Origin of the sequence: Luteimicrobium subarcticum (assembly GCF_002798015.1) — a bacterium.
GTDB lineage: Bacteria > Actinomycetota > Actinomycetes > Actinomycetales > Cellulomonadaceae > Luteimicrobium > Luteimicrobium subarcticum.
Window position 1 is genome coordinate 386,605 of the sequence record NZ_PGTZ01000007.1, and the last position, 12,612, is coordinate 399,216.

9 protein-coding genes are annotated in these 12,612 nt (G+C 72.3%); 8 read left to right on the forward strand and 1 reads right to left on the reverse strand.

What is annotated here, in order from left to right; genetic code table 11:
* Nucleotides 1-151 precede the first annotated feature (151 nt).
* Nucleotides 152-1,579, forward strand: a complete 1,428-nt coding sequence (locus CLV34_RS06825; protein ID WP_170044611.1) for a glycoside hydrolase family 30 protein — start codon at nt 152-154, stop codon at nt 1,577-1,579.
* Here the strand turns inward: CLV34_RS06825 and CLV34_RS06830 are convergent.
* Nucleotides 1,557-2,291: a TetR/AcrR family transcriptional regulator gene (locus tag CLV34_RS06830; protein ID WP_100349517.1), complete on the reverse strand. Its 735-nt coding sequence runs from the start codon at nt 2,289-2,291 to the stop codon at nt 1,557-1,559. The two genes, CLV34_RS06825 and CLV34_RS06830, sit on opposite strands and share 23 nt — an antisense overlap.
* Nucleotides 2,292-2,554: 263 nt before the next feature.
* Here CLV34_RS06830 and CLV34_RS06835 point away from each other — a divergent pair, with 263 nt between their 5' ends.
* From CLV34_RS06835 to CLV34_RS06865, 7 genes are all read left to right on the forward strand, one after another.
* On the forward strand, nt 2,555-5,155 hold the full coding sequence (locus tag CLV34_RS06835) for a beta-d-glucosidase (RefSeq protein WP_100349518.1): 2,601 nt from the start codon (nt 2,555-2,557) through the stop codon (nt 5,153-5,155).
* Between the two features lie 114 nt (nt 5,156-5,269).
* Nucleotides 5,270-6,946, forward strand: a complete 1,677-nt coding sequence (locus tag CLV34_RS06840) for an ABC transporter substrate-binding protein (RefSeq protein WP_245859115.1) — start codon at nt 5,270-5,272, stop codon at nt 6,944-6,946.
* Nucleotides 6,947-7,119: 173 nt separating this feature from the next.
* Nucleotides 7,120-8,250, forward strand: a complete 1,131-nt coding sequence (locus tag CLV34_RS06845; protein ID WP_100349520.1) for an ABC transporter ATP-binding protein — start codon at nt 7,120-7,122, stop codon at nt 8,248-8,250.
* On the forward strand, nt 8,247-9,227 hold the full coding sequence (locus CLV34_RS06850) for an ABC transporter permease (RefSeq protein WP_100349521.1): 981 nt from the start codon (nt 8,247-8,249) through the stop codon (nt 9,225-9,227). The genes CLV34_RS06845 and CLV34_RS06850 overlap by 4 nt, the downstream gene beginning before the upstream one ends.
* Nucleotides 9,228-9,229: 2 nt before the next feature.
* Nucleotides 9,230-10,369 carry an ABC transporter permease gene (locus CLV34_RS06855; protein ID WP_100349884.1) on the forward strand — a complete coding sequence of 380 codons (1,140 nt, stop codon included), beginning with the start codon at nt 9,230-9,232 and terminating at the stop codon, nt 10,367-10,369.
* A complete protein-coding gene (locus tag CLV34_RS06860; protein WP_100349522.1) occupies nt 10,366-11,463 on the forward strand; it encodes an ABC transporter ATP-binding protein in 1,098 nt (365 codons plus the stop codon). Before CLV34_RS06855 ends, CLV34_RS06860 begins: the two co-directional genes overlap by 4 nt.
* 164 nt (nt 11,464-11,627) lie before the next feature.
* Nucleotides 11,628-12,596, forward strand: coding sequence for a phosphatase PAP2 family protein (locus CLV34_RS06865; RefSeq protein ID WP_245859069.1), 969 nt, complete (start codon nt 11,628-11,630; stop codon nt 12,594-12,596).
* The last annotated feature ends 16 nt before the right edge of the window (nt 12,597-12,612 follow it).

A 12,612-nucleotide genomic window follows, 5' to 3' on the forward strand; every position in this document is an offset into this window, starting at 1 on the left:
GCGGGGGGGGGGGGGGGGGGGGGGGGGGGGGGGGGGGGGGGGGGGGGGGGGGGGGGGGGGGGGCGTCCGGCGCCGTCGCGCGATCGTGGGTCGCGTGGTTTCCTGGAGACAAGGACGTGGCAGGGGAGCTGCGATGCGTGCCAGGAGAACCGTGGCGCGGCGCTCCCGGTCGTTCCTGGCCTGCTGCGTCGTCGCCGCCGTCACACTCGGCGCGGCGGCAGGGTCCGCCGTGCCGACGGGTCCTGTGCGCCTGGAGGTGTGGCGGACCACGGGCGACCGGTCCGAGCTCTTCCACCGGTCCGCGGACGTCGCGTGGCACGCGTCGGCGGCGGCGCCGCAGGGGATGGTCGTCGAGGTCGACCCGACGCGCGTCTACCAGCCCGTCGACGGCTTCGGCGGGGCGATGACGGGCTCGTCCGCGTGGGTGCTGGACCACGACCTGTCGGCGAGCGCTCGCGACGCGCTCCTCACGTCGTTCTACGGCGCGTCGTCGGGGCTGGGCATGACGATGGTGCGCGTCCCGCTGGGCCCGAGCGACTTCAGCCCGGCCGGCCCGGGGACGTACGACGACACCCGGGGCTCGCTGGCGGACTTCTCGTTGGGCACCGACCTGACGACGACGGTGCCGCTGCTGCGCCGTGCGGCGCAGCTCAGCCCGTCGCTGAAGGTGGTGGGCTCGCCGTGGTCGGCACCGGCGTGGATGAAGACGTCGGGGTCGGTCGCCGGGGGCACGCTCGCCGGGTCGTCGTACGCGGTGTATGCGCAGTACCTCGTGAAGGCGGCGCAGGCGTGGGCGGCGCAGGGCCTGCCGCTGTACGCGATGACGGTCCAGAACGAGCCGCTGCTGGACACGCCCGCGTACCCGTCGATGACGCTCACGCCGGGGCAGGAGGCCGCGTTCGTCGGGTACTCGCTCGGGCCGCGGATGGCGGCGGCGGGGCTCGGGACGAAGATCGTGGTCTTCGACCACAACTGGGACACGCCGTCGTACCCGCTGGCGGTCCTGGCGGACCCGGCCGCGCGCCGGTACGCCGCGGGGACGGCGTTCCACTGCTATGGAGGTTCGCCCGCGCGGCAGACCGTGGTGCACGACGCGTACCCGGCCCTGCCGGTGTGGACGACGGAGTGCTCGGGCGGGACGTGGGGGGCGGGGTTCGCGGGCGACCTGGTCTGGGCGTCGGCGAACACGTTCGTCGGTTCGCTGCGGGCATGGTCGCGCGGGGTGCTGTGGTTCAACCTGGCGCTCGACACGTCGGGCGGCCCGACGAGCGGCGGGTGCTCGGGCTGCCGCGGCCTCGTCACGGTCGACCCGGCGACGGGCACGTGGACGAAGAACCCCGAGTACTACGTGATGGCGCACTTCGCGCGGTTCGTGCGTCCGGGCGCGCACCGGGTGGCGTCGTCGACGGCGTCCGGGCAGGTCGACACGGTCGCGTTCGTGAACACGGACGGCTCGACGGTGCTCGAGCTGGTGAACGAGGGCGGCGCCCCCCGGGCCGTGACGGTGCGCTACCGCGGGCGGGACGCGGTCGTCACGCTGCCGGCGCGGTCTCTGGTCACGCTCCGCTGGGCGGGGTGAGGGGACTCCCTGTCGGGTGGGAGCGCGTCGAGCCCGCGAGGGTCGCCGCGAGGATCGCCTCGATCGCGAAGGCGCTCGCGTCGGCGAGGTCCACCGCCTCGGGGTCGAGCAGCCACTGCGTCTGGAGGCCGTCCATGACGCCGATGATCGCGCTGGCCGCACGGGTGAGTGCGGCGTCGCCGAACTCGGGGTCCTGCGGGTCGGTCTCGGGGGCGCTGCCGCCCTCGCCGGTGTCGCGCTCCCGCACGACGGTGCGCAGCGCGTCGGAGATGTCGCCGCGGAGCGTGATGAAGCGTTCGCGGACCCAGTCGCTCGCGGGGTGGCCGTCGGTGACGGCCTCGGCGGTGAGGACGGTGTAGGTCTGGACGATGCCGCGGCGCTCGGAGTTCATCCGGGCGGTCTTGACGAGGTGGCGGAAGAGGTCGAGCCCGCCGGGGATGTGCTGGCCCTCGAGGTGCTCGACGTCGACGAGGTCGCGGTACTCGAGCACGGCCCACAGGAGGCGGTCCTTGGAGCCGAAGTGGTGGAGCACGCCGGCGTGCGTGATGCCGACCTGTTCGGCCACCTCGGCGAGCGACGCGTTGTGGTAGCCCTTCGATCCGAAGGTCCGCATGGCGGCGCGGAGGATCTCCTCGCGGCGTTCGGCGGTGCCGCGGCGGGGGCGTCGGACGCGGTCGGCGGCGGCCTCGGGGAGAGGGGCGCTGACCTGCATGGATGCGCTCCCACCTGCGGTTTCGCGCGAGGGCCTGCGGGTGGAGGCGGCTGCGCTCGACCCGACGTCGCTGTCGGAACTGGTCGTCATGGGCTTAACGATACTGTGACCTTGCGCCACTTACTAACAAGTCAGTAAGTGTGGTTGTATGGCGCTCGCCGGGAGGCCGAGGGAGACCTCGGTCACACCCGGCAGGCGCCCCGCCGTGACGATGCGGTGATCCATCCCGGGCGATGCACAGGACGTACTGACAGGAGCACGGCGTGTCACTGGAGACCACCGCGAGGCACCGCACCACCGCGGAGCTCGAGGCCCTCGCAGCCGAGCTGACGACCGAGGAGAAGGTCGCGCTCGTCGTGGGTGCCGGTCTGTGGACCACCACCGCGATCGACCGCATCGGTCTGCGTCCCGTCGTCATGTCGGACGGCCCCGCCGGGGTCCGTGGTACCGGGGACGTCCCCGGCGAGACGTCCGCGTCGTTCCCGGCCCCCTCCGCCGTCGCCGCCACCTGGGACCGCGCTCTCGTCGCACGGGCCGGCGCGCTCGTCGCCGCCGAGGCCCGCCGCCACGGCGTCGACATGGTCCTCGCCCCCCAGATCAACCTCCAGCGCACGCCCGTCGGCGGCCGCCACTTCGAGTGCTACTCCGAGGACCCGCTGCTCACCGGCGAGATCGCCCACGCCCTCGTCGGCGAGGTCCAGGAGCACGGCGTCGCGATGTGCATCAAGCACTACGTCGCCAACGACTCCGAGACCGAGCGCACCCGCTACCTCGCCCGGGTCGACGAGCGCACGCTCCGCGAGGTCTACCTCGCGCCGTTCGAGCTCCTCGTCGACAAGACCCAGGCCTGGAGCGCGATGGCCGCCTACTCGGGCATCGACGACGGCCGGGTCGCCGCCACCGCGACCGAGCACGCGCCGCTCGTCCAGGACGTCCTCAAGCGCGAGTGGGGCTTCGACGGCGTCGTCGTCAGCGACTGGCTCGCCACCAAGACCGTCGCCGGCGCCGTCCGCGGAGGACTCGACCTCCAGATGCCCGGCCCCGACGGCCCGTGGGGCGACGGCCTGCTCGCCGCGGTCCGCTCCGGCGAGGTCGCCGAGAGCGAGATCGACGACAAGGTCGTCCGGATCCTGCGCCTCGCGGAGCGTGTCGGCGCCCTCGGCGCGGACGGCGTCACGCCGCCCGCCCCCGAGCGGCCCGCCGTGCGGCCCGACGCCTCCGCGCTGCTGCGCGAGCTCGCCGCCCGCTCCGTCGTCATGCTCAAGGACGACGAGCAGCTCGTCCCGCTCGACCTCGAGGCCCTCGCCGCCGAGGCCCGGACGCCGCGCGTCGCGCTCCTCGGACCCGCCGCGGTCGACCCGTTCGTCCAGGGCGGCGGCTCGGGCTTCGTCAACCCCGACCACCTCGTCCTGCCCGTCCCGGCGATCCTCGAAGCCCTCGGCGACGGCGTCCGCGTGGACGTGCACCACGGTGCGCGGGCCCGCGTCAACCCGCCCGAGATCGACGTCGCCGAGCGGTGCACCGACCCCGAGACCGGCGCGCCCGGCGTCCGGGTCGAGCTGCTCGACGCGGGCGGCGCCGTGCTCGCCTCGACCGTCGACGCCGGCTGGTCCGGCTGGTACCCCCTCGTCGAGGACCCGCGCGCCATGGCGCTGCGGCTCGTCGCGGACGTCCGGCTCGACGAGCCCGGCGAGCACGAGCTCGGCGTCGGAACGGTGGGCCGCCACGAGATCCGCGTCGACGGCGCCCTCGTCGCGTCGTCCGACCACGTCGTCGCCGAGGAGATCGTGCTCTCGTCCGGGCACAACCACCCCACCGCGACCACGACCGTCGTGACCGTCGACGAGCCGCGGACCGTGCGCCTCGACGCCCGTCTCCAGGTCGTCCACCCCGTCGGGTACGACTCGTTCGTCCGCGGCGAGGTCGTCCACCGCCTCCCCGGCCCGTCGGCCGAGGCGGACCTCGCGGCCGCCGTCGGGCTCGCCGCCGACGCGGACGTCGCGATCGTCGTCGTCGGCACCACCGAGGAGGTCGAGTCCGAGGGCTACGACCGCCCCGACCTGGACCTGCCGGGCAACCAGGACGAGCTCGTCCGCCGCGTGCTCGCCGCCAACCCGCGCACGATCGTCGTCGTCAACGCCGGCGCGCCCGTGGTGCTGCCGTGGCTCGAGCAGGCCGGCACCGTGCTGTGGTCGTGGCTCGCGGGGCAGGAGTGCGGGGGCGCTCTGTCCGACGTCCTCACCGGCGTCACAGAACCTTCAGGCCGCCTCCCCTGGACGCTCCCGGCCCGTTACCAGGACGTGCCCGTTCCCTCGGCGATCCCCCAGGACGGGGTGGTGTCGTACGACGAAGGCGTCCACGTCGGGTACCGGCAGTGGGAGCGGGACGGGCTCGAGCCCGCCGCCCCCTTCGGCCACGGGCTCGGCTGGACCACCTGGGAGCACCGCTCCGCCGACGTCGCGTCCCGCGGGAACGACGGAGCGGACGGGATCGACCTCGACGTCGAGGTCGCGAACGTCGGCCCCCGGGACGGCCGCGAGGTCGTCCAGGTGTACGTCGAGCCCCCGGCCGGCGGCGGTCACGACCGTCCCGTGCGGTGGCTCGGCGGCTTCGAGGTCGTCGCGGTCGACGCGGGTGAGTCCGCGACCGTCCGCGTCCATGTCCCGCGGCGCGCGTTCGAGGTCTGGGACGTCGCCGCGCACCGCTGGTCCCTGCCCGCGGGCGACTACCGGCTCCGTGTCGGTCGGTCCGTCCGTGACCTACGCCTCGACGTCACCGTCCCGCTCGGCGAGCCGCTCGGCCCGCCGGACGGTCCCGCGGTGGCGCCGGAGTCCCTCACCGCCGGGGCCGCCCCGGCGGGGTGAGCACGCCCACCCTGCCCCGTCTACCTTCCTGATCCACCACTCACCTGTCTGGAACAACCCTCTCCCGTGTCCCGTCATCGGGACCACTCTGTGCAAGGAGGCACATCCGTGAAGATGCGGAAGATCGGCCCCGCCGTCGTCGGTGCGGCAGCCCTGGCCCTCGTCGTCGCCGGTTGCGGCGGCGGCGACGGCGACACGAAGTCCAACGACAAGGGCGGCAGCACCGGTGGCGTCGCCACGCAGCCGCTCGACATCGGTATGCCGAACGGTCCTGTGACCAACAACTCGAACCCGTTCCTCAACACCTCCGCGGGTGCGGCGCTCGGGTACCGGTTCGCCATCTACGAGCCCCTCATGCAGTACAACGACACCGCGCCGGCCGACCCGGCCGTGCCGTGGCTCGCGAAGAGCATCGACTGGAACGCCGACTACACCGAGGCGACGATCACGGCGCGTGACGGCGTGAAGTTCTCGGACGGCACGCCCATGACGGCCGAGGACATCGCCTACTCGATCCAGCTCCGGATCGACAACGCGGCGCTCAACAGCGAGGGCCTGCCCTACAAGAGCCTCACGCAGGACGGTGACAAGGTCGTCGTGACCTTCGAGGGCTCGCAGTTCGTCAACCAGGCCAAGGTCGACAGCCTGTTCGTCGTGCCGAAGCACCTCTGGGAGAAGATCAAGGACCCGACGACGGACCTCGTCCAGACCCCCGTCGGCACCGGCCCCTACGTCTTCAAGAGCTTCTCGGGCCAGACCATCACGCTCGACAAGAACACGAGCTACTGGGGTGGCGACGTCGCGGCCCCGTCGCTGCGGTACACCGCCTACAAGGGGAACGACCCGCAGATCACGGCCCTCCAGACCGGTGAGTCGCAGTGGTCCTGGGTGTTCATCGCGGACTACGAGAACGTGTACGTCAACAAGGACGCCGAGAACAACAAGGTCTACTCGCCGGCCGGCCTGGGCATCGACCAGCTCGTCATGAACAACGAGAAGGGCCCGTTCTCCGACATCGCCCTGCGCAAGGCCACCAACATGGTCCTGGACCGCGAGAAGGCGTCCACGATCGCCGAGTCCGGTCTGTTCCCGGCGCTCAAGAGCATCACGGGCTTCCCGACCCCCGCCGGCGAGTCGTTCATCGCCGACGCGTACAAGGGCCAGGAGTACAAGGTCGACGTCGACGGCGCCAAGAAGGTGCTCACCGACGCGGGCTACACGTACGACGGCGACAAGCTCATGAAGGACGGCAAGCAGGTCGCCGTGACCCTGCAGGACCCGACCGGCTGGAACGACTACATCACGTCGCTGCAGCTCATCGCGACGTCGCTCAAGTCGATCGGTGTCGACGCCAAGGTCGAGACCCCGACGGTCGACGCCTGGACGCAGAACCTCAACGTCGGTGACTTCGACGCGGCGCTGCGCTGGACCGACGGTGGCGCCACGCCGTACCAGATGTACTCGAGCATGTTCGACCCGAAGTACTACCAGCCCCTGGGCAAGACCGCGGCGAACGACCTCGGCCGGTACAACGACCCGGACGCGAAGAAGCAGTTCGAGAACTACATCAACGCGAAGGACGACGCGGGCCGTAAGACCGCCCTCGACGCCCTGCAGAAGCACTGGGTCGAGGACGTCCCCGCGATCGGTGTCGACGCTCGCCCGTCCGCGGCCGAGTACTCCACGAAGTACTACGAGGGCTGGCCGACGGCGGACGACGCCTACGCCGACCCGCAGCCGACCAACATCAACGTGTCGCTGGTGCTCACCAAGCTGAAGCCGGCGTCCTGAGCCGGGTGACGGTCCCGCCGGCCTCGGTGCGTCGGTCGGCGGGGCCGTCACCCTTACCGTCCTCGCGGACGACGGTGCGCCCGGTCCTTCGGGGCCGGGCGCACTCCCGGGCGGGAGCCCGGCCCCCCACGTCTCCCTGTCGGCCCCGGCCGGCATCGTTCCCCAGGTGATCCATGAGTGACGAGAAGAACCCTCCGCCGACGACCGCGCGCGGCGACGTCGTGCTCGAGGCCGTCGGCCTGACCAAGCACTTCCCGGTGCGTGGCCTGCGTTCCGGCGGCGCCGTGGTGCACGCCGTCGACGGCATCGACCTCGAGCTGCGCTCGGGCCAGGTCGTGGCGCTGGTCGGCGAGTCCGGCTCGGGCAAGTCGACGGTCGCACGACTGCTCGCGCGCCTCTACCCGCAGACGAGCGGCGACATCCTGCTGCACGGCAAGCCGGTCACGGCCCGCCGCGGCGGTGACTTCCGTCGGTACGCGCGTCGCGTCCAGATGATCTTCCAGGACCCGTTCGGGTCGCTGAACCCGGTGCACACGGTCCGGTACCACCTGACCCGTGCGCTGCGGATCCACCACAAGGGTCTGCGCGGGCAGGCGCTCGAGACGGCCCTGCGCGAGCTGCTCGAGCGCGTCCACCTGACGCCCGAGCGGTACATCGACAAGTTCCCGCACGAGCTGTCGGGCGGCCAGCGGCAGCGCATCGCGATCGCGCGTGCGCTCGCGGCCGACCCGGAGGTCCTGCTCGCGGACGAGCCGATCTCGATGCTCGACGTGTCGATCCGCGTCGGCATCCTCAACCTCCTGCAGGACCTGCGCGACCGCCTCGGCATCGCGATCCTGTACATCACGCACGACATCGCCTCGGCCCGCTACTTCGCGGACCGCACCCAGGTGATGTACGCCGGTCGTCCCGTCGAGGCGGGCGACAGCGAGTCGGTGACGCAGGAGCCTGCGCACCCCTACACGCAGCTGCTCGTCCGGTCCGCGCCGGACCCCGACGACCTGTCGGGCGCCGACCGCAACGCCGGCCGCGGCGAGCCGCCGAACATGGTGCGCCCGCCCGCCGGGTGCCGGTTCAACCCGCGCTGCCCGTTCGCGACCGACCTGTGCCGCGAGGTCGTCCCGCCGCTCCTGCCGATCTCGCCGCAGCGTTCGGTCGCCTGCTGGGGCTACGCCGCACAGGTCCCGGGAGGGCTCGAGACCGCTCCGGCGGGCGCTGTCCTCCCCGACCTGGGGAGCGACGCCGTCCCGGTCCAGCTCACCGAGACCGTCCACGCCGCACCGACCCAGGGGGTGACCCGGTGAAGTTCCTCTTCCGTCGCCTGTTCTTCTACGCGCTCACGGCGTGGGCCGCCGTGACCATCAACTTCTTCGTGCCGCGTGTCATGAAGGGTGACCCCGTCCAGTCGCTCATCAACCGCTACCAGGGCCAGATCGACCAGGACGCCGTCCACTCGCTGTACGTGCTCTTCGGCCTCGACAAGAAGCAGAGCCTCTGGCAGCAGTACGTCGAGTACTGGGGCCAGATCCTCCACGGGAACCTCGGCATCTCGTTCACGTTCTTCCCGACGCCGGTCTCCGACGTCATCCGGACGTCGCTGCCCTGGACCGTCGGGCTCGTCGGCATGGCGACCGTCATCGCGGTCGTCCTGGGCACGCTGTTCGGCACGTACCTCGGCTGGCGCCGCGGCACCTGGGCCGACTCGTTCCTGCCCGTCATGACGTTCTTCTCGTCGGTGCCGTACTTCTGGCTCGGCCTGCTGTTCATCGCGGTCCTGGCCGTGGCGTTCCCGGTCTTCCCGGCGAGCAACGCGTACACGCCGGGGCTCGAGGCGTCGTTCTCGTGGCCGTTCATCCAGTCGGTCGTGCAGCACGCGTTCCTGCCGGCCCTGACGATCGTGCTGTCGTCCGTCGCCGGCTGGATCCTCGGCATGCGCAACATGATGGTCACCGTCGGGTCCGAGGACTACGTGACGGTCGCGCAGGCCAAGGGCCTGCCGGAGCGGCGCGTCATGTACGGCTACGCGGCCCGCAACGCCGTCCTGCCCCAGGTGTCCAGCTTCGCGCTGTCGCTCGGCTTCGTGGTGTCGGGCTCGCTCGTCATGGAGCTCGTGTTCTCCTACCCGGGCATCGGTACCCAGCTCCTCGCCGCCATCGGCGCCAAGGACTACCCGCTGATGCAGGGCATCTTCCTCGTCATCACGCTGGCGGTGCTGCTCGCGAACATCCTCGCGGACGTCGTCTACGTGTTCCTCGACCCGCGCACCCGTCAGGAGGGGTGAAGATGTCCAATCTCCCCATCGATCCCGCTGCCGCCGCCCCGCTGGGCGACGAGCAGCTCCCCGTCCCCGAGGTCACCGAGGGGTCCCCCTCGGGCAAGGCGCCGCACCGCAAGAAGTTCGTCTTCGTGCGCAACGCCAAGTCGATCACCGGCCTCACGATCCTCGTGGTGTTCCTCGTCCTGGCCGTCATCGGCCCGTGGATCGCGCCGCACGACCCGAACGAGACCACGCTCGACCTGCTCGCCGGGCCGTCCGGGGCGCACTGGCTCGGCACGGACCACCTGGGCCGTGACGTGTTCTCCCAGCTCCTCGTCGGGACGCGCGCCGTCATGATCGTCGGTCTCGTCACCGGCATCGGTGCGACGCTCCTCGCGGTGCTCGTCGGGGTGACCGCGGGCTTCCTCGGCGGGGTCACCGACGAGATCCTGTCGGCCCTCGCGAACATCTTCCTGGTGCTCCCTGCGCTGCCGCTGATCATCATCATCGCCACGCAGATCGAGGGCATCAACAGCCTCGACATCGCGATCGTGCTCGCGCTGACGGGCTGGGCGTGGGGTGCGCGGGTGCTCCGTGCCCAGACCCTGTCGCTGCGCGGCCGCGACTTCATCGAGGCCGCCCGGGCGACCGGCGAGTCCACGGGCCGCATCGTCTGGTTCGAGACCCTCCCGAACCTCACGGCGATCATCGCGTCGAGCTTCGTCTCGACCGTGACGTTCGCGGTGCTGTCGCAGACCACCCTCGCGTTCATCGGCGTCACGCCGCTGGACGACTGGAGCTGGGGCACCGTCCTGTACTGGGCGCAGTCCAACCAGGCGCTGTCCCGTGGCGCGTGGTGGTGGTTCGTCCCCGCCGGCCTGCTCGTCGCGATCCTCGGCATGGCGCTCACGCTCGTGAACTTCGGCATCGACGAGTTCGTGAACCCGCGCCTGCGGCTCGCGGGCATGTCCGCCCGCCAGATGCGCCGCAGCGGCATCCGTCCGCGCATCGGCTTCACCGCGCGGGTCCGTGACCTGCCGCGCACGTACGACCACCCGACGCCCGTCGCCCGCGCGGCGACGACGTCCGGCAGCACCACCGGCTCCGGTGGTCCCAGCACCCCTGGGACGTCCGGCGCCGCCACCGTGAAGGAGACGGTCCGATGAGCCCCGCAGTCGACACGACCCCGGCGTCGTCGCCGCGCCCCGCCACCGCGCGGACCCGGGCGGAGGGGACGGGCGCGCGCCCCATCCTCGAGATCAAGGACCTCGCCGTCGACTACGGCTACGGCGAGAACCGCGTCAAGGCCCTCCGCGGCGTCAACCTCACGCTGCACGAGGGCGAGGTGCTCGGGCTCGCGGGCGAGTCGGGCTGCGGCAAGTCGACCCTCGTGTACGGGGCGACGCGCCTGCTCCCGCCGCCCGGTCTGATCAGCGCCGGCGAGGTCCTCTACCACCCGGCCGACGGCAGCGCCCCGATCGACCTGCTGCGCCAGTCCGACGCGGACCTCCGTGCCGGCCGGTGGCAGGACATCGCGGTCGTCTTCCAGGGCGCGATGAACTCGCTCAACCCGGTGCACCGGATCGGCCGCCAGCTCGAGGACGCCATCAAGGCGCACCGCCCGAAGTCGACCGGGAAGGAGCGCGAGGCACGCTCGCGCGAGCTCCTCGAGATGGTCGGCATCTCGGCCGAGCGCGTCCGCTCGTACCCGCACCAGCTCTCGGGCGGCATGCGGCAGCGCGTCATGATCGCCATGGCGCTCGCCCTCGAGCCGCGCGTCCTGATCATGGACGAGCCGACCACCGCGCTCGACGTCGTCATGCAGCGGCAGATCCTCGAGCAGGTCCAGGACCTGCGGGACCGCCTCGGGTTCGCCGTCATCTTCATCACGCACGACGTGTCGCTGCTGGTGGAGGTCGCGGACCGCATCGCGATCATGTACGCGGGCGAGATCGTGGAGGAGGCGTCGGCGTCCGACGTGTACCGCCGCCCCCGCCACCCGTACTCGTACGGTCTGCTGCACTCGTTCCCCCCGTTGCACGGCCCGCGCCGCGAGCTCCAGGGCATCCCGGGCTCGCCGCCCGACCTGCAGAACCTGCCGTCCGGCTGCCCGTTCCGGGTGCGCTGCAAGCACGTGATGCCGGAGTGCGCCGACGTGCACCCCGAGCTCGGCCGGACCGCGTTCGACGAGCCGCGGCGCGAGGTCGCCTGCCTGCTGCACGACGCGGGCCACCAGGTGCCCGAGGAGCTGTCGGTCTAACCGGCGTGCTGCGAGGCCCGGGCCGGCGGGACGCACCTTCGGGTGCGTCCCGCCGGCCCGGGCCTCGTGCCGTTCGCGTGCGGCTCCGGGACGGAAGCGTGAAGGGTTCGGCGGACCCGGCGGAACGGCGCCCCGCACGCCCGCGAGTGCCCTACGGTGGTCCGGTGAACGCGTCCCCGCCCGTGACGGCGCCCCCGCGCCCGCCCGTGCGGGACCGTCTCGTGCCGGACGGCGTGCGACGCGCCGTCGCGGTCGTGTGCGCCGTCCTCCTCGCCGTGTCCGTCTTCGTGCTGTGGTGGGCGTTCGTCGACACGATCCGCGGGCAGGGCGTGGACGAGCTCGCGCGCCGCGGTGCCACGTACGGCCAGGGCCAGCTCTGGCAGGTCGCGTCGCCCGTGCTCGACGTGGTGTCCGTCTCCTTCGTGGCCGTCGGCATCGCCACCGCGATGGCCGTCGCGCTGCTGCGTCGTCGGTGGGGGCTCGCTGTCCAGGTGGCGGTGCTGGTCGCCGGGGCGAACCTCACGACCGAGGTGCTCAAGCACGTCGTGCTCGACCGTCCGCACCTCCTCGCGGGGTGGACGGGGGAGAACGGGCTGCCGAGCGGTCACACGACGGTCGCCGCGTCCGTGTCCGCCGCGCTCGTCCTCGCGTCGTCGCGGCGCGTCCGCCCGTTCGTGGCGCTCGCCGGCGCCTGCTACACCGCGCTGACCGGCGTCTCCACCCTCGTCGGGCAGTGGCACCGGCCGAGCGACGTCGTCGCCGCGCTGTGCGTCGTCGGTGCCTGGAGCTGCGCCGTGTGCGCGGTGACACCGCGCTCGTCGCTCGACGTCGTCGAGCTGGACGGCACCGGCCGGGTGCCCCGCGCGGTCGGCTCGTACGTGACCGCCGTGGTCCTGCTGGGGGCCGCCGGGCTCGCCGGTGCGGTGGCGCTCGGCGCCCTGCACGACGTCCTCGAAGCGGTCGAGGACATGCTGGGGGCCCTGTGGGCGATCCGTCGCAGCGTCCAGGTGACTGCGTATATTGGTGGCGCGTTCGGCGTCGTCGCGACGACCTGCCTGGTCTTCACCGTCATCCTCGCCGTCCGCCAGCTGACCGCGGTCTCGCGGCGCACGTCGCGTCGCACCACGGGGTAGCGCTCACCGGCGCGGG

What these genes read in the sequence shown, in the direction of transcription:
- CLV34_RS06830 (WP_100349517.1), bottom strand. Translation starts at nt 2,291, where the DNA reads ATGCAGGTCAGCGCCCCTCTCCCCGAGGCCGCCGCCGACCGCGTCCGA.
- CLV34_RS06840 (WP_245859115.1), top strand. Translation starts at nt 5,270, where the DNA reads ATGCGGAAGATCGGCCCCGCCGTCGTCGGTGCGGCAGCCCTGGCCCTC.
- CLV34_RS06845 (WP_100349520.1), top strand. Translation starts at nt 7,120, where the DNA reads ATGAGTGACGAGAAGAACCCTCCGCCGACGACCGCGCGCGGCGACGTC.
- CLV34_RS06855 (WP_100349884.1), top strand. Translation starts at nt 9,230, where the DNA reads ATGTCCAATCTCCCCATCGATCCCGCTGCCGCCGCCCCGCTGGGCGAC.
- CLV34_RS06860 (WP_100349522.1), top strand. Translation starts at nt 10,366, where the DNA reads ATGAGCCCCGCAGTCGACACGACCCCGGCGTCGTCGCCGCGCCCCGCC.